Origin of the sequence: Burkholderia sp. Bp8994 (assembly GCF_003853805.1) — a bacterium.
Taxonomy (GTDB): domain Bacteria; phylum Pseudomonadota; class Gammaproteobacteria; order Burkholderiales; family Burkholderiaceae; genus Burkholderia.
Map to the genome: position 1 here is coordinate 148,896 of NZ_QTQH01000016.1, position 25,820 is coordinate 174,715.

Genomic DNA, 25,820 nt, shown 5'->3' on the forward strand with positions numbered 1-25,820 from the left:
TCATGAGCATCATCGGATCGCTTCCCGCCAACCTACAGAACGGCACGATCGCGGACGCATCGCAGGTCATGGCCGACCTGAATTACATCGTCAACCAGGTGAACGCGAATGCGCTGGCCACTTCTGCGCTGACCGCCGCCATGGCCGCCGCAGGACTCGGTGCGCTCGTCAACATCCAGGTTTTGACGTCGTCCGGTACGTACACGCCGTCCACGAACGCCAACAGCGCGATCGTGGCCGGTGTCGGTGGCGGCGCCGCTGGCGGAGGTACCAGCGCTGTTTCGCCGGGCCCGGCCGTACCGGTCGCAGGATCTGGCGGTGGCTCAGGGACGTTTGGCGCGATCTGGATTCCATCTGGCCTCACCACGCAAACCGTGACGATTGGCGCAGGCGGAACGGGTATCGCCGGCGCCACCGGCAACAACGGCGGCCAGTCCAGTTTCGGCGGATTGCTGGTCCTCCCGGGTGGCCTCGCGGGTCTTCTGGGCGGTGGCAACCCGGGATCGAGTACGTCAGCGATGGGGGCGCCTCCTCCGCAATTGCCCGCTGCGCCGAGCGGTTCGGGGATTTTCATCTTCTCGAATCAAGGCCAGCCGGGCACCGCCGGCCTGGACTTCCCGAACAACTCTCTGGGCGGTAGCGGCGGGAATAGCCCGTTCGGTTCCGGGGGGACGGGAGGGGTCGGCGGTACGACTACCAATGGCACGAACGGAAACGGGCGAGGAGCGGGCGGCGCTGGCGGCGCGATCTATTCATCCGGGGTTTCGGGAACGGCCGGCTTTAACGGAACCGCGGGTATGTTCATCGTCCTCGAATTCGTTTAAGCGAAGGGAAACAAAACCACAATTCGCACAACTATCGGGAAAAACATGGGAAACCGGACACTCACCGAAGACGACGTCAAGGCGATTGCCGAGCAGATCGAAAGCGGCATCACCCAGCGTTTCCAGCTCAATGTCGGCCGGGGTGTCCTCGGTCTGGCGTGGCGGGTTTTCATGTACGCCCTCGTCGCGCTCGCCGCGTATGGCGCCGGCGGCGGATTCAAGAAGTTCCTCTAGGAGAAAGTCATGCTCGAAGCGATCAAATCCGCCATCGAGGCGCGTTTCCAGGCACTGGCAAACGACGGCCGTGCTTTCGTCGACAAGGTCGAGGAAATCGTCGGCCTCGGCAATGCTGCGAAGGAGCTCACCGATCTCGAATCGCGCGTGACGACGATCGTTACCGACGCCGAGGCCACCGCCGAGCAGAAGGTCGAGCAGATCCTGCACGCGGTGGGCAAGCTGTGAGCAGCTTCGACGAAGCCTTCGTTGCACTGATGGGGAACGAAGGCGGCTACTCGAACAACCCGGCCGACCCAGGCGGCGAGACGATGTGGGGCATCACGGCCCGCGTCGCGCGTGCCCACGGGTACGGCGGCGACATGCATGCACTGTCGCAGGAGATCGCCAAGCAGATCGCGAAGCGGGTCTACTGGGATACGTACTACTGCGACCAGTTCGATCCGCGCGTGGCCTTCCAGGTATTCGATGCCGCGTACAACGGGGGGCTTCCGGTGACGTGGCTGCAGCAGGCGGCCGGGCTTGAACCGGACGGCCGAATTGGGCCAGTCACGATCGCCAAGGTGAATGCGACGGACCCGCTGCGCATCGTCTCGCGCTTTCTCGCATACCGGCTGAAGTATCTCGCTGACCTGCACAACTGGCCGGCATTCAGCCACGGATGGGCGAACCGCATCGCCAACAACCTTTTGAAGGGAGCCGCGTGATGGGATTCCTCGATCCGATTTCCGCAGTCTCCGACGTCGTCGGGAAGATCATCGATCGCGTCTGGCCGGATCCGCAGCAGGCCGCCGCGGCGAAGCTTCAACTGCTCCAACTGCAGCAGACGGGCGAGCTCGCGCAGATCACCGGGCAGATGCAAATCAACCAGGCCGAGGCGCAGAGCAGCGATCCGTTGCAGCACTGGCGCGGCGGGATGGGATGGGTGTGCGTCGCCGGATACGCGTACAACTTCGTCGTCGAGCCGCTGATGAACGCGTGCGCGGCGATCGCGGGCCACCCTCTGAATCTGCCGCCGCTCGACCTCACGCAGCTCGCGACCATCACGATCGGCATGCTGGGGCTCGGTGGCATGCATGTCTACCAGCAGGTGAAGGGCGTCCAATGAACAACCTGATCCGGATCGGCGCAGGCATCGATACGGCGCCCGTACTGCTCGCGATCGCGCGACAGCCGGGCCTCTGGAATCGACATGTTTTTCGCACGGATCGCGAGGGCAGCCCACACGCTGACGTCTCGGATATCTGGCTGCGGTACAACGACGAGAAGCCGTACAAGGCCGCCGGGGACTATACGGGTTTCAACGATGCGCATGACGCGATCTTCTACCCGGAGTGGTACGCACTGCCGCAGCTCAGGCCGATCGTGTTCGGCCTGATGGCACGTGTCGAGGGTACCCGCCTGGGCGGCATACTGATCACAAAGCTGCCGCCGGGTAAGCGGATCCTGCCTCACGCTGACGATACTTGGCACGTGCGGCACTACAACACGAAGCTGTACGTGCCATTGCAGACGAATCCGAAATGCTGGAACCGAGTCGAGGACGAGCGCGTCGTTATGGCGCCGGGTGATGTCTGGTACTTCGATAACACGAAAGAGCACGAAGTGGTCAACGAGGGCGACGACGATCGGATCACGCTGATCGTGTCGATTCGGTGCGAGAAATGACCGTCAAGCACCATTTCACGGCCGGCGGCGTGTACGCGCGCGAGCAGACACTGCGCGCCGGTGAGGAAGTGCAGAAGCACGTGCACGACTACGATCATCTGAGCTACCTCGCACATGGCACGGCGATGCTCGATGTCGAGGGGGAACTGCAGGTGTTGCACGGTCCGTGCATGCTCGAGGTGAAGGCTGGCCTCACACATCGCATTACGGCGCTGACGGACCTGACGTGGCTCTGTATCCACGCTGAGAGCGTGGCGGATCCGGAAGTCTTGGAAAGGGAGTAAGCCATGCCTTGGGGTGTCGCAGCTGCTGTAGGGGGATCAATCGCGGGCTCGCTAGTCTCCGGGGCTATGTCACCCAGCACTAGCGGGGGCGGCCCATCGTACTACGTACCGACCGGTCTGCCCCAAGCCGATACGACCTGGCAGAGCTTGCTCGATCAGATGAAGGGCAACCAGACGCAGATCCAGTGGCAGAATCCGTATCTGTATCAATCGTTGTCACAGGGGCTGACCGCGAACAGTCAATACCAGCCCGCTTACCAGACCGCGGCAAACCAGGCCGGTATCGGATACACGAACGCCGGCAACGCGCTGACCGGCCTCGGCAATCTAGACCTGATGACGCAAGGAAACTTGCTGACTGCAGGCCAGAACGTTTACCAAATGGGACTGGACCCGCAGAGCGCACTCTACGACCGCAGTCTGAATAATGTGCAACAACAGGTCAATGCTAACAACTCGATGTACGGGCTGGGGTCGTCCGCGGCCGGTGCGGGGGTAGCCAACCAAGCGCTGTCGAACTTCAACATTGATTGGCAGAACAACCAGCTGTCGCGCGCGCTACAGGGGTTACAGGGCTATGCCGGCGCCGCAAACACGGCGGGGAGCTACGGCCAAGCCGGCGCGAATGCCCTCACTCAAGCTCCGCAATACACGCTGCTTGGCGGACAACTGCCATATACGATTGCAATGAACTTGGCGGACGTACCGGGGCAGTTGGCTAGTACGTATAACTCCAGAATGGAGCAGGGCCCGTTGGCTTCCGCTTCATCGATTCAAGGGCAGATCATCCCGTACCTGAACTACGGCGCCGGCGCGCAATCGGTGCCGTTCCAGGCGCAGGCGCAGGGCGCCGGCGCGCTCGGCAGCCTGGTATCGCAGGGCATTTCGGGTCTGGGTAACTCGATCCAGAATGCCGGCGGCTTCGGCAACTTCTTCAACGGTACTACCGGCTCGTTCGGCGGTGGCGACTTCAGCGGCGCGTTCACGTCGAGCCCGTATTACTCGGGCGGCGGGAACTCGTACGGGTTCACGATGTGAGGTGAGATATGGCCGGACTCGCGGGGCTCCCTTACTTCCTTCAGTATCAACAGGCTGCGGACCAGCAGGCCGCGCAACGCCAGTTGCGCATGCTTCAGCTCGCGCAGTTCCAGACGGAGCAGCAGGACCGTCAGCGTAAGCAGGCTGCGCTCGAGGCTGCCGGCAATGCGTTGCCGTTGTTGCTTGGACAGCAGGGCCAACCCGCGCAGATGCCGCCCCCGCCGCAAGCGCCGAATCCCGGTCAACCGTCCATGCCCGCGCAACCGTCAATGGCGGGCCCGGCGCCGGGGCAGATGCCTCCGCTTCCGCCTGGCATGCCGCCGGGAATGGGAACCGGCGCGCCCGGCAAACCGCCACTGCCCGCGTTTCGGCCGATGCCGACGGCGGGGAGTCCTGCGCAGGCTACGCCACCGCAAATTCCCGCGCCGCCGTCGAATGCTCCGGGCCCGACTCAGCAAGCATCGGGACCGCTGTCGCTCGACGGCGCGATCAAGGTGCTGAAGGACCAGGGCTTGTCGGGCGCCGATCTGATGGCCGGCCTGCAGCAGCTGACGCCGATCCTCGACTCGCAGGCGAAACAGCAAGCCGCGCAGATCCAGCAACAGTTCCAGCATCAGCTGCAGATCGCGCAGCTGCAGGAACGTTACGATGCGCTGCGCCAACGCGCCGAGGACAACGCGCTTAACCGCGAAGACCGTCGGCAGGCGCGCGCCGAGTCGAATGCGTTGCGCGCTGAATCCATCGCGCTGCGCCGGCAGTCGATCGCGATGGCCAACGGAGACGATGCGAAGTTCTCGCCGGAAGACCTGAAGTTTCTGGCGGAACAGGCACGCGCGGGCGATACGTCGGTCTACCAGAACCTCGGCCGCGGCGCGCAGGGCGCGAAGAACATCATCGCGCTGCGCCGTGAGGTGATGCGCCAGGAACGCGAGGCGGGCGGCACCGGCGCGGATATCGCCGCCGCGAACGCCGGCTTCCAGGGCGAGAAGGCGGCCGCGCGGACGGGCGCCACGCGCGCGGCGAACATCGGCATGGCCGTCGCGGAAGCGCAGAAGACTTTCCCGCTCGTGCGCGAAGCGTCGGCTGCGCTGCCGCGCACCGAGTTTCCGGGCGTGAACCGCGCGATGCAGGCGGCCCAGACCGGTACCGGCGATCCCCGTGTTGTTGCGCTCGGCACCGCGCTGAACACGTCGGTGAATGCCTACGCGCGCGCGATCAGCCCGACCGGCGTGCCCACGGTGTCCGACAAGGAGCATGCACGCGAACTGCTGTCCACCGCGAGCACGCCGGAGCAACTGAACGCGGTGTTGTCGATGATGGAAAAGGAAATGTCGGCGGCCCGCCAGGCGCCAACCGAAGTGCAGGCGCAGCAGAAGGCCCGCATTTCCGGCCGCGGTGAAGGCGCGCCGGCGGTCGGCACGGTCGAGGGCGGTTACCGGTTCAAGGGCGGCGATCCGTCGAAGCAAAGCAACTGGGAGAAGATGTAATGGCCGGCCCGTGGGAAAAATACGCGCAGGACACTGCAGCTTCCGCTACGGGGCCGTGGGACAAGTACGGCGCTGCGCCGGCGGCACCGCGCGGCGCGGTCGCACCTCTCGATCGCTTGCCGCCTGATGGACCGACGCCAACCCCCGCGTCGAAGCACGCCGATACCATCGCGGAGCGCCTGCTCGGTCTGGGAAAGAGCGCGGTCGGGCTCGGCGAGGCCGGCCTGTCGGCCGCAACCGGCGCGCTGGCCGCGCCCGTGGGCGCCGCGTATGGCATCGGCAAGACGCTCACGAGCGGCAAGTACGGCACGCAGCAGGGCATCGAGGAAGGCGACCGGGCCGGCGCCGCGCTGGCCAGCAAGCTGACGTATCAGCCGCGCACCGAGGCCGGCCGGAACGATGTCGAGGCGCTCGGCCAGATGATGGACGCCAGCAAGCTCGCGGGTCTGCCCGTGGAAGGGCCGATGCTCGCACGGATCCCGGAAGTGCCGCGCGGCGTGCTGGCCACCGGTGAGGGTGCGGCAGGCGCCGCTCGAGCTGGTGCGAACTCCGTCGGCCGTGGTGCCGCGCGCGCCGCTGCTCGAGCGCTGCCGGAAGTCGATCCCGAGACGCTGCGGCTCGCGCGCGAGGCGCACGAGATGGGATTCCGCTTCCGGCCGGACCAGATGTACGAGAACAAATTCGGGCGCATCGCCGGGCAACTGTCGTCGGACGTGCCGTTCTCCGGCGAGACGTCGGGCGCCAACCAGCGCGTATTCAACCAGCGCTTGATCCAGGCGATCGGCGGCGAAGGCGACAAGCTGACGCGCCAGGTGTACGCCAACGCGATGAAGAAGTCGGGGACCGAGATCGACGCGATTACGGCTGCGCACAGCATCCCGATCGACAACGCATTCCTGAATCGCCTGCAGCGCGCAAAGGGCAACCAGCTGCCGGAAGTGCAGGGCGTGGTTCAGGGGTATATCGACGATCTGGAAGCCTTGGCCGGCCCGCGCCAAGCGCTCTCCGGTGGCGGGGCGACGTCGGCCGCGCGGCAGCTCGATGGGGCGAAGCTCCGGCCGTACCTGACGAAGCTGAAGTCGACCATCCGCAGCACGTCTAACGGCGACCTGCGGCACGCGCTGAGCGACCTGCAGGGCGAAATCGAAGACGCGTTTCTGCCGCAGCTGTCGTCCGACGAGGCGGCGCGTTACGCGGCGGCGCGCCGGCAGTATGCGATGGGGAAGACGATCGAGCCGCTCGTGGCGAAGTCGCCCGGCGGGAACATCAGCCCGAAGGCGCTGATGGGAGCGGTCACGTCGAACGCGTACGGCAAGCGCGCGATGGCGATGGGCCAGGGTGGCGAATTGGGCAAGCTGGCGGACATCGGCTCGCTGTTCCTGCGCGAGCCCGGGACGTCGAACACGGCCGAGCGCGGCATCGTCGCCGGCGTGCTAGGGGGTGCGGGGCTCGGCGTCAACCCCGCTGCCGCTGTGGCGCCATGGGCCGCCGCGAACCTGTACAACCGTGCCGGTCCTGCCATCACCGAACAACTCCTTCAGCGGCCGCCTGCCCCATGAGAATTCTGGCGATCGACGTCGGTTCGAACTGCCTCGATTGGCTGATGCGCTGCCAGGAGTGGGGGCATCAGGTCCTCTGGTACGACAAGCCGCGCCCGGATGGTACCGACCGTCACGCGGGCGAAGGCATCGTGCCGAAGATCCGCGACTATGACGAGCTGCGCCGGAAGTGGCTCGGCTGGGCCGACCTGATCTATACGCCGGACAACGTCAGCTACCTCGAGATGCTCGAGCCGTACCGCCGGATCGGGTATCCGATCTACGGCTGCAACCTCGCGGCCGTCGAGTGGGAGCTCGACCGCGAGGTCGGGCAGAAAGTCATGGAAGAGTGCGGGATGCGGATCATTCCCGGCAAGACGTTCCACGACTACGAGTCGGCGATCGCGTACGTGAAGAAGCAGGGCAACGCGTTCGTGTCGAAACCGTCCGGTGATGGCGAGCGCGCGATGTCCTACGTTGCCGACAGCGCGGCCGACATGGTGTACATGCTAGGACGCTGGAACAAGATCGACAAATACCGCTCTGCGGCGCGCAAGGACGGCTTCATCCTGCAGGAGAAGATCAGCGGCATCGAGATGGCCGTGGGAGGCTTCTTCGGCCCCGACGGCTGGTCGCGCGGCTGGGTAGAGAACTGGGAAAATAAGAAACTGATGAACGGCGACCTCGGCGTGAACACCGGCGAGATGGGCACCACGGTACGCGTCGTCCGGCAATCGAAGCTTGCCGACGAGGTGCTGAAGCCCGCCACGGAGCACCTGAAGCGGATTGGGTACGTCGGGTACGTCGACGTGAACTGCATGATCCCGACCGACGGGAAGGGCCCGTATCCGCTCGAGTGGACAATGCGCGACGGCTGGCCGATCCGCCACAACCTGACCGCGCTGATCGAGGGCGACCCCGCGCAGTGGATGGCCGACAAGATCCAGGGCCGCGACACGCTGAAGATCCGCATGGACGAGGTGTGCATCTCGGTGCTGATGGCGCTGCCCGACTTCCCGTACTCGAAGATCACGAACAAGGAGCTGTGCGGGATCCCGATCTACGGCGCCGAGGACATGGAGCACCTGCACTTCTCCGAGGTGATGATGGGCGTCGCGCCGCGCGAGGTGAACGGCAAGGTCGTGGACTTGCCGGGCCCGGTGACAGCCGGCGACTACGTGCTGATTGCGACTGGTACCGGCGAGACGATTACCGGCGCGCGCCGCTCGGCGTACAGTGCCATCAAGAAGGTGAAGATCCCGAACAGTCCGTTCTACCGCACCGACATCGGTGTCGGTCGGCTGAAGAAGCAGCTGCCCGAGCTGCAGTCCATGGGATACGCAAAAGGGCTGAGCTACTGAGATGAGACGCTCCATGCGCGCCGGCCTGATCTCCGAGGAATCGATCAAGACCGCCCTGACCGAAGCCAAGGGGGACATCTTCCTGGCTGCCTCGACGCTCGACTGCACCGCCCATGAGTTGGACGGGTACATCCGTGCGTCCACCGAACTCCAAGGATTCGCCGCGGCAATCGAGAAGATCAAGGTCGATCCAGCATATTCCCGCATGAGCAGCGAGCAGTTCGAGGCACGCATCGCAGATCTCTCGCGCGCATACAAGGTAGTCGGTCTCGAGGAGCTTCATGGCCTCGCGACGATGGATCACAAAGATAGCGCCGCGATGGCGAAGGTGAAGCTGCAAGCAGCAATTGCGCTCAGGGGCGGGGAGCAACGCGCAGTGGGAGACCGAGAAATCGACCTGGCGCTGTCCGAGTTGAACCAGCTCTACCACCAGAACGCACCACGGATCAAAGAGATCCGGCAGACGGTCGTCAAGCTTGAAGATGGTCGTGAAGCGACTCAACGAGTGATCGAACTTCGGCAAGATCAGCAATAGCGACTTTGCGCTTGCGCTCGAGGAACTCCCAGTCGGGTTCGTCGTTCCTGTAGACCTGCCACTTGGTCAACGAGATGTGTCCAAGGCGAGCCATCTCCTTGATGGCGGCCTTGTGACCTTCCTCTCGGACAATTTTCTTCAGCTCCGTGCGGCCGCATCCGATCCAGCCCCATGCGGGCGACAAGCCGAGCGCGTCCGGTGCCAGCCGTGGACGCATTTCCCATTCCTCTACGGGCTTGAGGCTCTTGCGCATGTAGGTAGCGCGCTGACGCGGGATGCCAGTCTTGGACTCCAACTGATCATCGGTAATGCGCTGTCCTCGGCATGCGCTCCAAATCGTGCGCAGGTCATCGACTCTCGGTGTTCGGAGGTCGATGCATTCCTCGTGCACGCGCCAGGTATGCGGGACTGGGATCACGGCGTATTCGGACGTATTCGCGTAGGAGCGTGTCAGCCTGTCCATGGTCATCGGGCATTCCACGAAGACGAGTACGTCAGCCGGGCCGGCACGGTCAGAATACGTGTAGCGATCCAGCAACACACCGCCGTTGTCTCGCCACCTCGCCAGCTGCCCATCGCTTGCACGATCCCACCATGCCCAGACGTAGACGGGGAGATCGGCGATCGATGCGCTCTTGAAGAATGCCGGCTTGATCGTGGTGTAACCGCGGTTCACGAGCACGTGAGTGAAGTCAGCGAACGCCTTGCGGATCGAGCCGGCAGTATCGGAGGTCGAATAGAGCTTCACTGCGTCGTCACTTCCGGAGGCCGCCTTGAGCTTGCGAAGCCGGGCAGGGCGCCTCTGGTGCTTCGCAAGGCCGGAGTGCTGGACCGACTTGTCCGCCGGCCGTCGCGTTGCGTGCTACAAGAGGACCGGGGTCGTCACCGCCGCCGCATGCGGCACATGCGAGCAGTACGGCAACAGCCAACGAAAAACGAAATGCCCCGACGAGGTTCTTTGCCATGACGATCTCCTTGCGCGATGATGGAAGCCGCCGATTTGTTGTGCCGATGAGACACAAAATCGACAGCTTGAACGCAAGGGGGCATATGTGGGGGCATCCGCAAAAGACGAACTCGCAGAAACCCAATGGCAGAAAGTCAGAACGGTTCTAGTGTGGCTCCGGCCTCAGCACCATGAAGTCGAACGGGCTCCGCCCAGGACCGTTCAAAAAAAGCGCTGCCGGTCGGCTGACCGGCAGCGCTTTTTTGTTGATGACGATTTTCGCCGATACACGGCTCCTGTCCAGCGCACGGAAATTCGGGTCGCGTAGCGCGTATCATCTCTTCATTACAGTTCCCGTACGCAGTGCTCCCTGCCGAGGACCGTCCATGAAGAAGAACATCGCACACACATCGATTGCCGTACTCACGCTCGCGCTGGCCGTACCGGCATCTGCCACGACGGCCGCCGACAACGTCGCGTGGAGCGCCAGGTCCGTGCAGACCGGCGCAGCCTCCCCGGAGTGTTCGGCCTATTCGGGCCGGCTGATTTCGAGCGGGGTGTCGCTGTCGGGCGAAACCGTCCTGAAATCGATCGGCACGGCGCTGCTCGGTTCCGCACTGGGTTTCGCCAGCGGGTATCAGGGCGCGGTTCCCAACCCGTGTCGGCACGCGGGCTTGTGAGCGGCCGGGAGCGGACCGCCAATATTGCTACCGCATTTGATGAAAGGCGCCGCGCGTCGACCGACCGCGGCGCTTTGTCGTTCGGCGCGCGCCTAGTCCCAGAAACTCCGCACCGCGACCGCCACGATCACCGGCACCGAAAACACCAGCGGAATCGCGAAATACTGCGCTTCGCGATCGACGATCCAGCTATAGATCAACCACGCGACGCCGATCGCGAACGTGACGAGGCCGACCAGCACCGCGGCGATATTCAGGGCGAGCTTCGAAGGCTGGCGGCGCGCTTTGTCGTTGGTGTCGGGTTCGCGCGGAGACGATTTCATCTGAAGAGGGGCCCGGGCCTGGCAGGTATAAAAGCACAGGAAACCCCATCCGCACCGATCGCGCAAGGGCCGGCCCCATCTCGTTGGTGAGCGCGCGTTACAACCCGAACGACGCGGCCAGTTCGTCGAGCAGCTCGCGCTGGAACGTGACGAACCGCTCGCCCGGCTGCTGCGCGATCGCGAGGTCGAGCATCGGATCGGCGACCTCGGTGCGGATGCCGGCCAGTTCCTCGACGATCGCGAGTCCGCAGAACGGCACGTAAGCCTCCGAATAGCCGCCTTCGTGCACGATCACGAGCCGTCCGCCGCAGTGGCGCCGTGCCGCCTCCTTCACCGCCCGCGTCATGTACCGGTAACTGTCGGTATGCAACTGCATGCGCGCGAGCGGGTCGACCGCGCTGGCATCGAGACCGCTCGCGACGACGATCAGCTCCGGCCGGAACCGTTCCAGCGCCGGCAGCACGATCCGCTCGAACGCATGGCGATACGCGTCGTCGCCGCTGCCCGCGAGCAGCGGCACGTTCAGGTTCGCGCCGACGCCCGCGCCTTCGCCGCGCTCGTCGCCGCCGCTGTAGCCGGGCGGAAAGCAGCGGTCCTGGTGCAGCGAGATCGTCAGCGTGTCCGGATCGTCGTAGTAGATCGACTGCGTGCCGTTGCCGTGATGCACGTCCCAGTCGATCACCGCGACGCGCTCGATCGCATGCTTCGCGCGCGCGGCCTCGATCGCGATCGGGATGTTCGCGAGCAGGCAGAAGCCCATCGGGCGATCGCGCAGGCAGTGATGGCCGGGCGGGCGCGACAGCGAGAACGCGTTGGCCGCATGCCCGCCGACGACCGTGTCGACTGCCGCGATCGCGAGGCCGGCGGACAGCGCGGCGATCTCGTAGCTCCCTTTGCCGAACGGCGCGAGATCGCCGAGGTCGCCGCCGTTCGCATCGCTGAGCGCGCGGAACGCGTCGAGATAGCTCGCCGGATGAATCCGCAGCAGATCGCCGGTGGTGGCCGGCGCGGCACCGCGCAGGTCGAGGTGAGCGGCAAGGCCCGACGCCTGCACGAGCGACAGGAAGCGGCGCTTCGAATCGGGCGATTCCGCGTAGCCGGTGCTCGATGGCGGCTGGACCCAGCCGCCGACCGGGAAGAACAGCGCGTGCGTGCCGCCGGTGTGCCAGAACGTGCGTTCGTCGGTGAAGAAGGCAGTGCGATTCATGGATGTGCTTGACCTGTCACGGTTGGGAGGAAATGGCAGCCGCGGCAATCCGCGCGCGGCGATCGATATGGCGCAGCGCGGCGAACGACGCGATCGCGACGGCAGTGGCGGCCGCGAACAGCGCGTGCATCGTGCCGCCGGCATCGAGCAACAGCCCGGCGAGCAGCGGGCCGGCCGCGAGGCCCGTACCGATCACGAAATTGAGCGTCGCGACGAGGCGCCCGGACGTATCGATCTGTGCGACGGTCGCGAGAATGAACGGCAGTACGAACGTCCACGCGAACTTGAACGCGAAGATCGCGGCGCTGTAGCCGCGCGCATGCGGCAGCGCGGCGAGTGCGACGAGCGACGCCGCGAGCAGCGCGTAACCGGTGGCCAGCATCGTGCGCCGCGCAAGCCGGCCGCCCGCGCAGGATGCGAGCGCCGCGCCGGCAATCCCCATCACGCTCGCGATCGCGAGCACGTTGCCGGTCGCTTGCGGATCGAGTCCGGCTTCCGCTGCCGCGCGGCTCGCGAAGGTCCACACGCTGCCGATCGCGAGATAGAAGGTCAGCACCGCACCGATCGCGAGCGCGACGAAGCGCTGCGGCGTATTCGTCGCAGCGCCGCGCGCGGCCCGCGCCGACGCGCTCCGCGCACCGAGCGTCGCCGGAAAGCCGCGCGACAGCGGCGCGGCAAGCAGCGCGAGCACGGCCAGCGCGACGTACAGCGCGCGCAGCCCGAACCCGGCGAACACGTGTGGCAGCACGAACAGGCCGATCGCGCCGGCGATCAACTGGCCGACAACCCAGAGGCCGTACACGCGATCGCTGTTCTCGCTCGTGGCCGCACTGGTCATGCAGAGCACCATCAGCGAGCCGCCGCCGAGCGCGGTGACGGCACGCAACGCGAGCAGCGTGACGAAGCCGGGCATCCAAAGCGCGGTCAGGAGATTGCCCGCGCCGAACAGCGCGATCGCGCAGGCGGCAACGCGGCGCGCATCGACACGGCCGAGCCACAGGTACGACGGCACGGTCGCGAGGCTGAACGCACCGAGTTCGACGAAGAAGTAGGTGCCGATCTGCGACGCGGACAGCCCGAGCTGTGTCGCCAACTGACCGGCGACGGCCGGCGCGACGAGCAGCAGCAGCGGCGTGATGGCCGCGAACACGACGAGGGCGACGAGCGTCGAGCGCGCGAACCGCGACGCGCGGCCGTCGGACGGCAGTGCTGCATCGGTGGAGCAAAGGGTTTTCATGGCGGAATCTCGCTGGACGGAATCAGAACAGGTGGTACATGCCGACCATCGCGCCGAACTGCGATGCGCCGGCGAGCGGTGTCGGGTCGTATTCGTAGACGGTCTGCGAACTCTGGCCGCTGTTGCGCGCATAACCGAGGTTCAGGTAGGCGACGGTGCGTTTCGACAGCGCGTAGGTGGTGCTCGCGATGAACAGCGTCGGGCGGCCGATCGTCGGCGTGTGCGAATCGGTGTGGTAGACGCCCGCGTTCAGCCCGATTCCGCCCGACGTCAGGTAGCGCGCGCCGCCCCAGACGATCGTGCGCGCCGCATCGAGGTCGCCGGTCAGGCGTTCGACGCCCGCGTAGACGGTGAGCGGCAGCGTCGCGAACGCATAACGCGCGGCGAGCGTGCCGAGCTCGCGGCGGCGCGCGGACGCGTCGCCCGCCGCCGACGCGTCGCCGTGCGCCTGATGCAGCACCGCGCTGACCGACAGCCCGTTGCTCGTGTACTGGCCGCCGAGTTCGAGCACGCGCCCCGCGCGCGTATTGCCCGCGACGCCGGCCGTCGCGGCGAGGGCCTCGACATCGAAGCCGGCGAACGCCGGCGACTGGTACTTGATCGAGTGGTCGATGAAGTTCGCGTTCATCGGCACGACCACACCCTGGCCGCTGTACGACGCGTACCACAGCGGGTCGTAGAACAGCGTCTTGTCGAACAGCACGCTGAACTGCCGGCCGAGCGTGACGGTGCCGACGGGCCCCGCGATGCCGACGTACGCGCCGCGGAAGAACGCGTAGCCGGGGACGGTCGCGGTGCCGTCGTTGATGTTGAGACCCTGTTCGAGCTTGAACAGCGCGCGCCAGCCGCCGCCGAGATCCTCGGTGCCCTTGAGCCCGACCTGCGACGGCAGGATGCCGTAGTTCTGCAACTGCACGGCCGCGTGCCGTCCGTCGGCATGCGTCAGGTACTGCACGCCGGCGTCGAGCGCGCCGTACAGCGTGAGGGTCGATTGCGCGTGTGCGGCGAAGCTGCACGCAGCGAGCGCAGCGGCGGCCGTCGCCGTGCGGATGAAGCGGGGTGTCATCACGTGGGGTTCTCCATACCGTCCTGCATCGTTTGTCGTTGGTGTTGTCGCGACGCAGTGTCCGCAGCGGGAAAACCGGCGAACAGTCGTGCAGATGAACGGTATGGAAAACCCGCGGTGCACGGCATGGACGCGCCGCGACGCCGCGGCGCGGCGTGCTGCGCGGCAGCAACGGGCGGCGTCCCGTTCAAATGGATGGGGCTGTCGTGTACTCCGGCGGCGGCGCCCGCCAAAAATGCCGGTCGCTATAATCGGCCGGTCTGCGTTGCGCGCATCAGCGGCCCGATCGGGCAGGGGAGCGGAAGGTGAGGATCACGACGGATATCGGGCAGGATCTCGACGCGTTGCGCGACGTGCCGGCCGCGATCGTGCTCGAGGAATCCGCCTGGCCGCCGCTGCCGCCGCGCCGCGCCGATTTCGACGGCGTGACCCGCGGCGACGCGGCGCGGCGCGAACTCGGCCTGATGCTGCTCGATCTGTACGCGCTCGCCGCGCAGTCGGGCATCGGCGAATTCGAGTGCCGCTTCTTTTCGCTGCTGCAGGGGCTCATCCCGTTCGACGCCGCGTGGACCGGCGTCGCGACGCACGTGCCGACCGGCCCCGTGATGCACAACAGTTTCCTCTACCGTCTGCCGCATGCGTTCTTCAGCGACTGGAAACGCGTGCGCGACTGCGATCCGCTCGCGCAGCGCACGCTGCTCGGCGCGCACGGTCGCGCGGTGCGATTGTCGGTCGTCGAGCCCGGGTTCGACGCGCGGTTTCGCGACTGGTGCGTGAAGTACGGGCTGGCGCAACTGATGTGCGTGTGTACGCTCGACCGCCGCTTCGGGCTGACGACGTTCATGTCGATCTACCGCCAGGGCCTGAACCGTCCGTTCAGCGACGACGACGCGAGCCGCTTCGAGGAAGTGATCCCGCATCTGGCGGCCGCGCTGACGATCAATCGCGCGGCGCAGCTCACGCGCGAGCGCGGCGACGCGGTGGCGCCGGCGGCGCGCGCGCTGTGCGACAACTTCGGCGTGCTGCATCACGCCGATCACGGCTTCGACGACGTGCTGCGCACCGAATGGCCGGCGTGGACGGGCCCGCGCGTACCGGAGCCGCTGGTCGCGCACGTGCGGCGCCAGTCGGGCCAGCCGTTCATCGGCGATGCGTTGCGCATCCAGTGCGTGCCCGTCGCGGGACTGTTCCAGATCGAGGCGCGGCCGCGCTCGCTGCTCGACCGGCTGAGTCCGCGAGAGCTGGCGGCGATCCGCTATTACGGTGCCGGCCGTTCGCACAAGGAGGTCGCGCAGCAGATGGCGATTTCGCCGACGACCGTGCGTCACTACCTGCGCTGCGCGTACCGCAAGCTCGGCATGCACGACAAGAGCCAGATCGCCGGCGTGCTCGGCGCGACGGGCGGCCCGACCGACGACGAGCCGGTGGAGGCAGGTGGCGCGGCGCGCTGAATCGTTCGTGCCGGCACAGGCATGCGGGTGCTGGCACGAATGGTTGTATCCGCAACCATTGAGCGTTATGCTCGTCAGCTCCCGGTAGACGGATTTCCATCATGAACGACACGAATTCAGGGTCGGTGCGCGTGGCGGTGGTCGGTGTCGGCGCGATCGGCGGGTTGCTCGCGGCCGCGCTGTCGCGGGCCGGCATGACGGTGAGCGCATTCGCGCGCGGTGCGACGCTCGATGCACTGGACACGCACGGCGTGCGCGTGATCGACGAGGCGGGCGTCATGTCGTCGGTCCCGGTGCGCGCGAGCGACGACGCGGTTGCGCTCGGCGTGCAGGACTACGTGGTGATCGCGCTGAAGGCGCAGGCGCTGCCGGCGCTGGCCGCGCGCATCGCGCCGCTGGTCGGGCCCGGCACGGTGATCGTCGCCGCGATGAACGGGCTGCCGTGGTGGTTCACGCACGGGCTCGCGGGCCCGCTCGACGGCGTGCCGCTCGACGCGGTCGACCCGGCGGGTGCAGTCTCGGCGGCGTTGCCGCCCGCACAGGCGATCGGCTGCGTCGTGCACCTGTCGTCGAGCACCGATGCACCGGGTGTCGTGCGCCGCGGCCGCGGCAACCGCCTGATCGTCGGCTCGCCCGACCATCGGCTCGCCGCGCCGACCGCGCGGTTCGCGGCGGCGCTTGCCGCGGGCGGCTTCGACGTCGAGTCGACGCCGGCGATCCGCACCGAGATCTGGGCGAAGCTGTGGGGCAACATGAACATGAATCCGTTGAGCGCGCTGACGGGGTCGACCGCCGAGCAGCTGCTCGACGATCCGTTCACGCGGGATCTCGCGTTGCGGATGATGGAGGAGGCGGCCGCGATCGGCGCGAAGCTCGGCCTCGATGCGGGGATGAGCGGGCCGGAGCGGATTGCCGTGACGCGCAAGCTCGGCGCGTTCAAGACATCGATGCTGCAGGATTTCGAGGCCGGGCGGCCGCTGGAAATCGGGCCGATCCTCGGCGTGTTTCCTGAACTGGGGCGCAAGCTCGGCGTGCCGACGCCGTATTGCGACGCGGTGCTGGGGTTGCTGCGTCAGCGTGCGGCGAACAGCGGGCTGTAGCGGAGGGAGAGCGCGGCGGCGATGGCCGGCATGCAGGGAAGAATGACGAAACGGCGAGCGGTCGCCCGGGCCGCCGCCCACGCTTGCGCGACTCGGGCGGCCCGCGGGATTCATCCGAATAAATCCGGGTAAAGCGGCAGGCGCCTGAAACATGTGCGCGGCCGCAGCGATTGCAGCCCATGCCGCACCTTCGCGATAGGGGCGGCGCCGACTACGCCCGCCAAGCGGTTCAGTCGTCGCGTTCGATCGCGCTCGCGACCACCTTGTCGAGCAGCCGCTCGAACGTCTGGCGCTCGCTGTCGGACAGGCACGCGAGCAAGCCTTCATTCCACTTGCGCACGATCGGCATGATCTTGCGATGCAGCGCGCGGCCGTCGGTGGTCAGCGCGATCAGCACGATCCGGCCATCCTCCTCGCTCGCGCTTCGCTCGAGCAGCCCCTGGCGCAGCAGCGCTTCCGCCGCGCGGCTCGCCTGGCTCTTGTCGAGATTGGTGTGGCGCGCGAGATCCATGATCGAAAACGGACCGAAGGCGCCGACGGCGGCGATCACGCGCGCCTCGGGCAGCGAGATGTCCAGCTTGTGCCGGTACACGTCGGCGATCCCGCGGTCGGATCGCTTCGCGAGCGCATGGAGGCGATAGGTCAGAAACTGGTCGAGCCCGGCTTGTCGGCCTTTCATGTCGAATCCTGAAGAAAAAGGGCGGGCCCGATTGTTCCTGTATCGCGCGCTCGGGTCAACGGTCAGTGTGCGCCGTACTTCAGCCGTGTCAACTGTTCCGCTTCGTTCGCGAGCAGGTTCGCCGCGTCGCGGATCGCGACGTCGAGCGTGATCGGGCCGGGCGCCGGCGAGAAGCAGCCGGAAAAGTGTTCGGACAGGCGCGGCAGTGCGGCCGGGTCGACCGCGCCCGACAGCAGCGACGCGGGCACGCCCGCGACCCGCGCGTGGCGGCACGCGATGAACGGCGCCTTGCCGTGCAGCGTCTGCACGTCGGAGCGGCCTTCGCCGGTGATCAGCCAGTCGGCGCCGGCCAGTGCCGCATCGAGCCCGACCTGCCGCGCGACGACTTCCGCGCCGGCTTCGAACTGCGCGCCGAGCATGTGCAGCGCGAAGCCGAGGCCGCCCGCGGCGCCGGCACCGGCCAGGTCGCGGCAGCGCCGGTCGAGCGCGGTCTCGAGCAGGTCGGCGAAATGGCCGAGCGCGGCGTCGAGGGTCGCGACCTGCGCGGGCGTCACGCCCTTTTGCGGACCGAACACCGCGGTTGCGCCATGCGCGCCCGTCAGCGGGTTGTCGACGTCGGACATGCCGATGAATTCCGCGTCCTGCAGGCGCGGATCGAGCCCCGCCGCGTCGATCCGCGCGATGTCGGCGAGTCGTGCCGGCACGGGTTCGACCGGCTGGCCGGCCGCGTCGAAGCATTGCAGGCCGAGGCCCGCGAGCAACCCTGCGCCCGCGTCGTTGGTGCTGCTGCCGCCGAGCGCGACGAAGAAGCGGCGCACGCCCTCGTCGAGCAGCGTGCGGATCGCTTCGCCCATGCCGCGCGTGCTGCGCGCGTCGACCGGCACGCTCATGCCGACCGCATCGGTAATGCCGACGATCTCGGCAGTCTCGACGATCGCGGTGCGCGCGTCGATCACGCCGACCGCCGCATCGCGTGCGGCGAGCGACGCGCCGGCCACCTGCAGCGTGCGCCGCGTGCCGCCGCCCGCCAGCATCGCGTCGAGCGTGCCTTCGCCGCCGTCGGCCATCGGGCAGCGGCGCACGACCGCATCGGGCCGGGCGCGGCGGATGCCGGTGGCGATCGCGTCCGCGACCTGCTCGGCGGAAAGCGAGCCTTTGAACGAATCGGGCGCGATGACGACGACAGGCGCGGACGGGTGTTGCGGCATGGTGTCTCCGGAAGGCGTGATTGGTGTGAAGAATGGCGGCCGCGGCCGCGGCGTACCTTCAATCGGAGCTTACAGGATGGTGGGCCCGCGGTGGATACGGCGTTCGGCATAGCGGCGATCCGCGCGCGGGAGCGGGCGGCACCGCGGGTGCGCACGGTTGTCGTGCCGATCTGGCGGTATGAGGAAGATTGTTTGCTAGAATAGTCGATTCTTCCGGCCAAAGCCGTGCTCCGAGCCGCTTGCGCTAGCCATCCGGCGCGTGCAGGGATGGCGTGGCGCTCCGGCGCGGCGTGTGCGTGAGACGCACCTCACGCCGCAGGCAGGCACGGCAAGGAAAACCCGATTCGCTCGAATAATTTTAGGACGATTGAAGCCATGGCTAACGTTGTTGAGAACCTCGGCAAGCTTGAACGCCGCGTGACGATTTCCCTGCCGAAGGACACCGTGCAGAAGGAAATCGACGCCCGTATCCAGAAACTCGCGAAGAACGTTCGCATGCCGGGTTTCCGCCCGGGCAAGGTGCCGCTGAAGATGGTCGCCCAGCAATACTCGGGTCAGGTCGAGGCGGAAGTGCTGAGCGACAAGATCGGCCAGGAATTCTTCACGATCAGCCGCGCGGAAAACCTGCGCGTCGCCGGCCAGCCGAGCTTCGAGCCGAAGCAGGAACAGGCTGAAGATGCGTACGCGTTCGACGCGACGTTCGAGGTCTACCCGGAAGTGAAGATCGGCGATCTGGCGACGGCTGAAGTCGAGCGCTCGACGACGTCGATCGGCGACGCCGAAATCGACCGCACGCTGGACATCCTGCGCAAGCAGCGCGTGCACTACCACGCTCGTGGCGAAGCCGGCGAGCACGGCGACGGCGGTGAGGACACCGCAGCGAAGAACGGCGACCGCGTGACGGTCGACTTCGTCGGCAAGATCGACGACGTCGCGTTCCAGGGCGGCACGGCCGAAGACTTCCCGTTCGTGCTCGGCGAAGGCCGCATGCTGCCGGAATTCGAAACGGCGGCGCTCGGCCTGAAGGCCGGCGAACAGCGCACGTTCGAGCTGAAGTTCCCGGACGACTACCACGGCAAGGACGTGGCGGGCAAGACGGCGCAATTCACGGTCACGATGAAGAAGATCGAATGGCCGCACCTGCCGGAAATCGACGCCGAATTCGCGAAGTCGCTCGGCATCGAAGACGGCGACCTGACGAAGATGCGCGCCGAAATCAAGGAAAACCTCGAGCGCGAAGCGAAGCGTCGCACGCAAGCCATCGTCAAGAACCAGGTGATGGACGCGCTGCTGAAGATTTCCGAACTCGACGTGCCGAAGGCCCTGATCGAACAAGACCAGCAACGTCTCGTCGAAATGGCTCGCCAGGATCTGGCGCAGCGCGGCGTGCCGAACGCGAAGGACGCACCGATCCCGGCCGAGATGTTCGCCGAGCAGGCGGAGCGTCGCGTGAAGCTGGGCCTCGTGCTGGCCGAGCTCGTGAAGTCGAACGGCCTCGAAGCGAAGCCGGAACAGATCCGCGCGGAAGTCGACGAGTTCGCGAAGAGCTACGAAGACCCGAAGGAAGTGGTCCGCTGGTATTATTCGAACCAGCAGCGCCTCGCCGAGATGGAAGCGTTCGTCGTTGAAAGCAACGTCGTCGACTTCGTGCTGGGCAAGGCAAAGGTGACGGACAAGGAAGTGAGCTTCGAGGCACTCGCGAGCGCATCGGCGCAAGCGTAAGTGTTGCTCTAGCGGCGTGCCGGCTGTCGGAGCGACGGCCCGCACGCCGTTTTTACGTCAAGCGCACGGTTGCCATTAATATGGCGATTGAGCGGGCGGCTTCCCTCCGTTCAATTTTCCATTCGAACAAGGTTCATTGAATGATCACTCGCGCTGAATTGCTGGACATGCTTGCTTCGAACGCGCCGCAGGGTTTCGAGGCGCAAGCGCTGGGGCTGGTGCCGATCGTCGTCGAAACGAGCGGCCGCGGCGAGCGTTCGTACGATATCTATTCGCGTCTCCTGAAGGAGCGCCTGGTGTTCATGGTCGGCGAAGTGAACGACCAGACCGCCAACCTCGTGGTCGCGCAATTGCTGTTCCTCGAGAGCGAGAATCCCGACAAGGACATCAGCCTCTACATCAACAGCCCGGGCGGCTCGGTGTCGGCCGGCATGGCGATCTACGACACGATGCAGTTCATCAAGCCGGACGTGTCGACGCTGTGCATGGGTCTCGCGGCCAGCATGGGCGCATTCCTGCTCGCGTCGGGCGCGAAGGGCAAGCGCTTCGCGCTGCCGAACTCGCGCGTGATGATTCACCAGCCGCTCGGCGGCGCACGCGGCCAGGCGTCCGACATCGAGATCCAGGCACGCGAGATCCTCTACCTGAAGGAACGGCTGAACAACCTGCTCGCGCAGCATACGGGCCAGGACGTGGAGCGCATCGCGCGCGACACCGACCGTGATAACTTCATGTCGAGCGAGGACGCGAAGGCTTACGGGCTGATCGATCAGGTGCTGCTGAAGCGCCCGTGAGCTTAAGTGGGGTGCCGCCCCGATTTGCGCGGCGCCCCTGCAACGTCCCGAGTGCCCTGAGCATCTGCGGCAAGCGCATCCAGCCGACTCCGGTCGCGCCCTAGGCGCGGCGTTCGGAGCATTCGGCGTATCATGTCATCTACCTGTCCGGAGGCTCTACATTCATGGCGGACAAAAAAGGTTCGAACAGCGAGAAGCTGTTGTATTGCTCGTTTTGCGGGAAGAGCCAGCATGAGGTGAAGAAACTCATCGCGGGCCCGTCGGTATTCATCTGCGATGAGTGCATCGACCTCTGCAACGAGATCATTCGCGACGAGGCGGCTGCCGCCGGCGTCGAGGCCAGCCTGTCCCGGTCGGATCTGCCGAGCCCGCAGGAAATTCGCGACATCCTCGATCAGTACGTGATCGGCCAGGAGCGTGCGAAGAAGATCCTCGCGGTGGCCGTGTACAACCACTACAAGCGCCTGAAGCATCTCGACAAGAAGGACGACGTCGAGCTGTCGAAGAGCAACATCCTGCTGATCGGCCCGACGGGCTCCGGCAAGACGCTGCTCGCGCAGACGCTCGCGCGGTTGCTGAACGTGCCGTTCGTGATCGCCGATGCGACGACGCTGACCGAAGCCGGCTACGTCGGCGAGGACGTCGAGAACATCATCCAGAAGCTGTTGCAGAACTGCAACTACGAGGTCGACAAGGCCCAGCGCGGGATCGTCTACATCGACGAAATCGACAAGATCAGCCGCAAGTCGGACAACCCGTCGATCACGCGCGACGTGTCGGGCGAGGGCGTCCAGCAGGCGCTGCTGAAGCTCGTCGAGGGCACGATGGCGTCGGTGCCGCCGCAGGGTGGCCGCAAGCATCCGAACCAGGATTTCATCCAGGTCGACACGACCAACATCCTGTTCATCTGCGGCGGCGCGTTCGACGGCCTCGAGAAGGTGATCACCGATCGCACCGAAAAGACGGGCATCGGCTTCGGCGCGACGGTCAAGAGCAAGCAGGAACGCGACGCGGGCGAAGTGCTGCGCGAAACGGAACCGGAAGACCTGATCAAATTCGGTCTGATCCCCGAATTGATCGGCCGTCTGCCGGTGGTCGCGACGCTCGGCAAGCTCGATGAAGCCGCGCTGATGAAGATCCTGGTCGAGCCGAAGAACGCGCTCGTCAAGCAGTATCACAAGCTGTTCGCGATGGAGCGCGTCGAGCTGGAAATCCGGCCGGGCGCGTTGCAGGCAGTCGCCCGCAAGGCGATCCGCCGCAAGACCGGCGCGCGCGGCTTGCGTTCGATCATCGAACAGGCGCTGCTCGACGTGATGTACGAGCTGCCGGCGATGAAAGGGGTCAGCAAGGTCATCATCGACGAGAACGTGATCGATGGCGACGGCAAACCCCTGCTGATCTATGAGGACACGCCGAAGGTGGCGGGTTCGAACTGACCGGCTTGCCGACGATGTTCTGCGAAAAAGGCCGTTCATGAGATCGTGGGCGGCTTTTTTTCGTTTATCTTGTGGGTAACTCTGACTCGACACGCGGTGGTTACTTTCTTACCGAATATTTCCCGCACTTGAAGGCTTGCAATTCGTTGTGGCGGCCTCAATTACCGAACAATTGATTCCACTCATGGGGAAATGAAATGTCAGGCACCCAACTTCTCCCGCCGGAACGCATCACGCTCCCGCTGCTGCCGCTGCGGGACGTCGTCGTTTTCCCGCACATGGTCATTCCGCTCTTCGTGGGCCGGCCGAAATCGATCAAGGCCCTCGAAGCAGCGATGGAAGGCGGCAAGCACATCATGCTCGTCGCCCAGAAAACCGCGGCCAAGGACGAACCGACCGAAAAGGACATGTACGAGGTCGGCTGTATCGCCAACATCCTGCAGATGCTGAAGCTGCCGGACGGCACCGTGAAGGTGCTCGTCGAGGGCCTGCAGCGCGCGAAGGCGTTGTCGATCGAAGAACAGGAGACGCAGTTCTCCTGCGAAGTGATGCCGCTCGAGCCCGATCACGCCGACAGCGCTGAAACGGAAGCGCTGCGCCGCGCGATCGTGTCGCAGTTCGACCAGTACGTGAAGCTGAACAAGAAGATCCCGCCGGAGATTCTCACGTCGCTGTCCGGCATCGACGAAGCCGGCCGTCTCGCGGACATGATCGCCGAGCGTCTGCCGCTGAAGCTCGACCAGAAGCAGCACATCCTCGAGATGTTCCCGGTCATCGAGCGCCTCGAGCACCTGCTCGCGCAGCTCGAAGCCGAGATCGACATCCTGCAGGTCGAGAAGCGCATCCGCGGGCGCGTGAAGCGCCAGATGGAAAAGAGCCAGCGCGAGTACTACCTGAACGAACAGGTCAAGGCGATCCAGAAGGAACTGGGCGAAGGCGAAGAGGGCGCGGATCTCGAGGAACTCGAGAAGCGCATCAACGCCGCGCGCATGCCGAAGGAAGCGAAGAAGAAGGCCGACGCCGAGCTCAAGAAGCTGAAGCTGATGTCGCCGATGTCGGCGGAAGCGACCGTCGTGCGCAACTACATCGACACGCTGATCGGCCTGCCGTGGCGCAAGAAGAGCAAGGTCAACAACGATCTGTCGAACGCCGAGCAGGTGCTCGACGAGGATCACTTCGGCCTCGAGAAGGTGAAGGAACGCATTCTCGAGTACCTCGCGGTGCAACAGCGCGTGGACAAGGTCAAGGCGCCGATCCTGTGCCTCGTCGGGCCTCCGGGCGTCGGCAAGACCTCGCTCGGCCAGTCGATCGCTCGCGCGACGAACCGCAAGTTCGTCCGGATGGCGCTCGGCGGCGTGCGTGACGAAGCCGAGATCCGCGGTCACCGCCGCACGTACATCGGCTCGATGCCGGGCAAGATCCTGCAGAGCCTCGCGAAGGTCGGCGTGCGCAATCCGCTCTTCCTGCTCGACGAAGTCGACAAGATGGGCATGGATTTCCGCGGCGATCCGTCGTCGGCGCTGCTCGAAGTGCTCGATCCGGAACAGAACCACACGTTCGCCGACCACTACATCGAGGTCGACTTCGACCTGTCGGACGTGATGTTCGTCGCGACGTCGAACTCGCTGAACATCCCGCCGCCGCTGCTCGACCGGATGGAAGTGATTCGTCTGTCGGGCTACACGGAAGACGAGAAGGTCAGCATCGCGCAGCGTTACCTGCTGCCGAAGCAGAAGAAGAACAACGGTCTGAAGGACGGCGAGATCGAGGTCACCGAGCAGGCGATCCGCGACATCATCCGCTACTACACGCGCGAAGCCGGTGTGCGTTCGCTCGAGCGGGAAGTGTCGAAGATCTGCCGCAAGGTCGTGAAGATGCTGCTGCTGAAGAAGGCATCGGGCGCGATCAAGGTCGACGGCGAGAACCTCGATACGTTCCTCGGCGTGCGCAAGTACGACTTCGGCCTCGCGGCGAAGGAAAACCAGGTCGGTCAGGTGACGGGCCTCGCGTGGACGGAAGTCGGCGGCGACCTGCTGACGATCGAAGCCGCGGTGATGCCGGGCAAGGGCAACGTGATTCGCACGGGTTCGCTCGGCGACGTGATGAAGGAGTCGGTCGAGGCCGCACGTTCGGTCGTGCGCTCGCGTTCGCGGCGTCTGGGCATCAAGGACGAAGCGTTCGAGAAGCAGGACATCCACATCCACGTGCCGGAAGGCGCGACGCCGAAGGACGGTCCGTCCGCCGGCGGTGCGATGACGACCGCGCTGGTGTCGGTGCTGACGGGCATTCCCGTGCGTGCCGATGTCGCGATGACGGGCGAGATCACGCTGCGTGGCGAAGTGCTGCCGATCGGCGGGCTGAAGGAAAAGCTGCTGGCTGCGCATCGCGGCGGCATCAAGCTCGTGCTGATCCCGGAAGAGAACGTGAAGGATCTCGCGGACATTCCGGACAACGTGAAGAACGCGATCGAGATCGTGCCGGTCCGCTGGATCGACAAGGTGCTCGAGCTCGCGCTCGAACGTACGCCGACCCCGCTGCCGCCGGAAGAAGAGGCGAAGGCTGCGGCACCGGTCGGCGAGGCGGCCAAGGATGCCGGTTCGACGGAAGTCGTGAAGCACTGAGAACCTGAACGCCGTCGCTGACGGTGGTTCGCGAAACCCGCGGCGAGTCCGCGGGTTTTTTTATGCGCGTCGGGATCGTGTGTAGCGTCGCGCGTTAAAAATTTTTGCGCATGGGCTTGGCAAAATGATCGGGGATGAATTAAACTTGCGGGCTCGCTGGTTGTTGATGCCGAAACGCAGATCGCAGCCAGAACGAATCGGAAACGGGTGCTTAGCTCAGCTGGTAGAGCGGCGCCCTTACAAGGCGTAGGTCGGGGGTTCGAACCCCTCAGCACCCACCAGTTTCACGATTCAGCCAGACCAAGGAGCGGTAGTTCAGTCGGTTAGAATACCGGCCTGTCACGCCGGGGGTCGCGGGTTCGAGTCCCGTCCGCTCCGCCA

Annotated in this window: 27 protein-coding genes and 2 tRNA genes; 21 read left to right on the top strand and 8 right to left on the bottom strand. The window is 65.7% G+C overall.

The window, feature by feature from the left end; genetic code table 11:
- Positions 1 to 2: 2 nt before the first annotated feature.
- The 8 genes from DIE04_RS19275 (at position 3) to DIE04_RS19310 (ending at position 4,048) form a co-directional block, all read left to right on the top strand.
- On the top strand, positions 3 to 824 hold the full coding sequence (locus DIE04_RS19275) for a hypothetical protein (protein ID WP_124573225.1): 822 nt from the start codon (positions 3 to 5) through the stop codon (positions 822 to 824).
- Between the two features lie 45 nt (positions 825 to 869).
- The gene (locus DIE04_RS19280) at positions 870 to 1,058 is read left to right on the top strand and encodes a hypothetical protein (protein WP_048806072.1); all 189 of its coding nucleotides are present in this window, start codon (positions 870 to 872) and stop codon (positions 1,056 to 1,058) included.
- A gap of 9 nt (positions 1,059 to 1,067) precedes the next feature.
- A complete protein-coding gene (locus DIE04_RS19285; RefSeq protein ID WP_124573227.1) occupies positions 1,068 to 1,286 on the top strand; it encodes a hypothetical protein in 219 nt (72 codons plus the stop codon).
- On the top strand, positions 1,283 to 1,765 hold the full coding sequence (locus DIE04_RS19290) for a glycoside hydrolase family 108 protein (protein WP_124573229.1): 483 nt from the start codon (positions 1,283 to 1,285) through the stop codon (positions 1,763 to 1,765). Before DIE04_RS19285 ends, DIE04_RS19290 begins: the two co-directional genes overlap by 4 nt.
- Positions 1,765 to 2,166 carry a 3TM-type holin gene (locus DIE04_RS19295; protein WP_185500381.1) on the top strand — a complete coding sequence of 134 codons (402 nt, stop codon included), beginning with the start codon at positions 1,765 to 1,767 and terminating at the stop codon, positions 2,164 to 2,166. Before DIE04_RS19290 ends, DIE04_RS19295 begins: the two co-directional genes overlap by 1 nt.
- Positions 2,163 to 2,726 (top strand): aspartyl/asparaginyl beta-hydroxylase domain-containing protein, encoded by a 564-nt coding sequence (locus tag DIE04_RS19300; RefSeq protein WP_124573233.1) that lies wholly within the window; start codon positions 2,163 to 2,165, stop codon positions 2,724 to 2,726. The genes DIE04_RS19295 and DIE04_RS19300 overlap by 4 nt, the downstream gene beginning before the upstream one ends.
- Complete coding sequence (locus DIE04_RS19305) at positions 2,723 to 3,010, top strand: cupin domain-containing protein (protein WP_124573235.1); 288 nt, start codon at positions 2,723 to 2,725, stop codon at positions 3,008 to 3,010. Before DIE04_RS19300 ends, DIE04_RS19305 begins: the two co-directional genes overlap by 4 nt.
- A 147-nt stretch (positions 3,011 to 3,157) precedes the next feature.
- Positions 3,158 to 4,048 (top strand): hypothetical protein, encoded by an 891-nt coding sequence (locus tag DIE04_RS19310; RefSeq protein ID WP_124573237.1) that lies wholly within the window; start codon positions 3,158 to 3,160, stop codon positions 4,046 to 4,048.
- On the opposite strand, the gene DIE04_RS19315 is transcribed toward DIE04_RS19310, so the two are convergent.
- Entirely contained in the window at positions 4,009 to 4,248 is a 240-nt protein-coding gene (locus tag DIE04_RS19315; RefSeq protein WP_124573239.1) for a hypothetical protein, read from the bottom strand. The genes DIE04_RS19310 and DIE04_RS19315 overlap by 40 nt on opposite strands.
- Before the next feature lie 294 nt (positions 4,249 to 4,542).
- On the opposite strand from DIE04_RS19315, the gene DIE04_RS19320 reads away from it, so the two are divergent.
- The 4 genes from DIE04_RS19320 to DIE04_RS19335 are packed head-to-tail and all read left to right on the top strand — an operon-like array spanning position 4,543 to position 8,969.
- Complete coding sequence (locus DIE04_RS19320) at positions 4,543 to 5,535, top strand: hypothetical protein (RefSeq protein ID WP_124573241.1); 993 nt, start codon at positions 4,543 to 4,545, stop codon at positions 5,533 to 5,535.
- Positions 5,535 to 7,094 carry a hypothetical protein gene (locus DIE04_RS19325; protein WP_124573243.1) on the top strand — a complete coding sequence of 520 codons (1,560 nt, stop codon included), beginning with the start codon at positions 5,535 to 5,537 and terminating at the stop codon, positions 7,092 to 7,094. The genes DIE04_RS19320 and DIE04_RS19325 overlap by 1 nt, the downstream gene beginning before the upstream one ends.
- On the top strand, positions 7,091 to 8,434 hold the full coding sequence (locus tag DIE04_RS19330; RefSeq protein ID WP_185500382.1) for a hypothetical protein: 1,344 nt from the start codon (positions 7,091 to 7,093) through the stop codon (positions 8,432 to 8,434). The genes DIE04_RS19325 and DIE04_RS19330 overlap by 4 nt, the downstream gene beginning before the upstream one ends.
- Before the next feature lie 13 nt (positions 8,435 to 8,447).
- Positions 8,448 to 8,969, top strand: coding sequence for a hypothetical protein (locus DIE04_RS19335; protein WP_124573247.1), 522 nt, complete (start codon positions 8,448 to 8,450; stop codon positions 8,967 to 8,969).
- On the opposite strand, the gene DIE04_RS19340 is transcribed toward DIE04_RS19335, so the two are convergent.
- Positions 8,905 to 9,717 carry a hypothetical protein gene (locus DIE04_RS19340; protein ID WP_124573249.1) on the bottom strand — a complete coding sequence of 271 codons (813 nt, stop codon included), beginning with the start codon at positions 9,715 to 9,717 and terminating at the stop codon, positions 8,905 to 8,907. The genes DIE04_RS19335 and DIE04_RS19340 overlap by 65 nt on opposite strands.
- A gap of 584 nt (positions 9,718 to 10,301) precedes the next feature.
- On the opposite strand from DIE04_RS19340, the gene DIE04_RS19345 reads away from it, so the two are divergent.
- Positions 10,302 to 10,595, top strand: coding sequence for a hypothetical protein (locus DIE04_RS19345; RefSeq protein ID WP_124520053.1), 294 nt, complete (start codon positions 10,302 to 10,304; stop codon positions 10,593 to 10,595).
- Positions 10,596 to 10,687: 92 nt separating this feature from the next.
- On the opposite strand, the gene DIE04_RS19350 is transcribed toward DIE04_RS19345, so the two are convergent.
- From DIE04_RS19350 to DIE04_RS19365, 4 genes are all read right to left on the bottom strand, one after another.
- The gene (locus DIE04_RS19350; protein WP_044843684.1) at positions 10,688 to 10,918 is read right to left on the bottom strand and encodes a hypothetical protein; all 231 of its coding nucleotides are present in this window, start codon (positions 10,916 to 10,918) and stop codon (positions 10,688 to 10,690) included.
- A 97-nt stretch (positions 10,919 to 11,015) separates the two neighbouring features.
- On the bottom strand, positions 11,016 to 12,125 hold the full coding sequence (locus DIE04_RS19355; protein ID WP_124520055.1) for a class II histone deacetylase: 1,110 nt from the start codon (positions 12,123 to 12,125) through the stop codon (positions 11,016 to 11,018).
- A gap of 16 nt (positions 12,126 to 12,141) precedes the next feature.
- Entirely contained in the window at positions 12,142 to 13,362 is a 1,221-nt protein-coding gene (locus tag DIE04_RS19360; protein ID WP_124520057.1) for an MFS transporter, read from the bottom strand.
- A 22-nt stretch (positions 13,363 to 13,384) separates the two neighbouring features.
- The gene (locus tag DIE04_RS19365) at positions 13,385 to 14,431 is read right to left on the bottom strand and encodes a porin (RefSeq protein WP_124486229.1); all 1,047 of its coding nucleotides are present in this window, start codon (positions 14,429 to 14,431) and stop codon (positions 13,385 to 13,387) included.
- A gap of 302 nt (positions 14,432 to 14,733) precedes the next feature.
- Between DIE04_RS19365 and DIE04_RS19370 the strand changes: the two genes are divergently transcribed.
- Complete coding sequence (locus tag DIE04_RS19370; protein ID WP_124486230.1) at positions 14,734 to 15,879, top strand: helix-turn-helix transcriptional regulator; 1,146 nt, start codon at positions 14,734 to 14,736, stop codon at positions 15,877 to 15,879.
- 101 nt (positions 15,880 to 15,980) lie between these two features.
- Entirely contained in the window at positions 15,981 to 16,979 is a 999-nt protein-coding gene (locus DIE04_RS19375; protein WP_124520059.1) for a 2-dehydropantoate 2-reductase, read from the top strand.
- 229 nt (positions 16,980 to 17,208) lie between these two features.
- Here the strand turns inward: DIE04_RS19375 and DIE04_RS19380 are convergent, their stop codons facing one another.
- Positions 17,209 to 17,658, bottom strand: a complete 450-nt coding sequence (locus DIE04_RS19380) for a MarR family winged helix-turn-helix transcriptional regulator (protein ID WP_124486232.1) — start codon at positions 17,656 to 17,658, stop codon at positions 17,209 to 17,211.
- A gap of 62 nt (positions 17,659 to 17,720) precedes the next feature.
- Complete coding sequence (locus DIE04_RS19385; protein ID WP_124520061.1) at positions 17,721 to 18,866, bottom strand: glycerate kinase; 1,146 nt, start codon at positions 18,864 to 18,866, stop codon at positions 17,721 to 17,723.
- Positions 18,867 to 19,241: 375 nt separating this feature from the next.
- Between DIE04_RS19385 and tig the strand changes: the two genes are divergently transcribed.
- From tig to DIE04_RS19415, 6 genes are all read left to right on the top strand, one after another.
- The gene (gene tig, locus DIE04_RS19390; protein ID WP_044843676.1) at positions 19,242 to 20,588 is read left to right on the top strand and encodes a trigger factor; all 1,347 of its coding nucleotides are present in this window, start codon (positions 19,242 to 19,244) and stop codon (positions 20,586 to 20,588) included.
- A 140-nt stretch (positions 20,589 to 20,728) separates the two neighbouring features.
- Positions 20,729 to 21,382: an ATP-dependent Clp endopeptidase proteolytic subunit ClpP gene (gene clpP, locus DIE04_RS19395; protein WP_006496351.1), complete on the top strand. Its 654-nt coding sequence runs from the start codon at positions 20,729 to 20,731 to the stop codon at positions 21,380 to 21,382.
- Between the two features lie 164 nt (positions 21,383 to 21,546).
- A complete protein-coding gene (gene clpX / locus DIE04_RS19400; protein ID WP_006754177.1) occupies positions 21,547 to 22,818 on the top strand; it encodes an ATP-dependent Clp protease ATP-binding subunit ClpX in 1,272 nt (423 codons plus the stop codon).
- Positions 22,819 to 23,015: 197 nt separating this feature from the next.
- A complete protein-coding gene (gene lon, locus DIE04_RS19405) occupies positions 23,016 to 25,439 on the top strand; it encodes an endopeptidase La (RefSeq protein WP_044843675.1) in 2,424 nt (807 codons plus the stop codon).
- Positions 25,440 to 25,644: 205 nt separating this feature from the next.
- Positions 25,645 to 25,720, top strand: a tRNA-Val gene (locus DIE04_RS19410).
- 23 nt (positions 25,721 to 25,743) lie between these two features.
- Positions 25,744 to 25,820: transfer RNA gene (locus tag DIE04_RS19415), tRNA-Asp, on the top strand.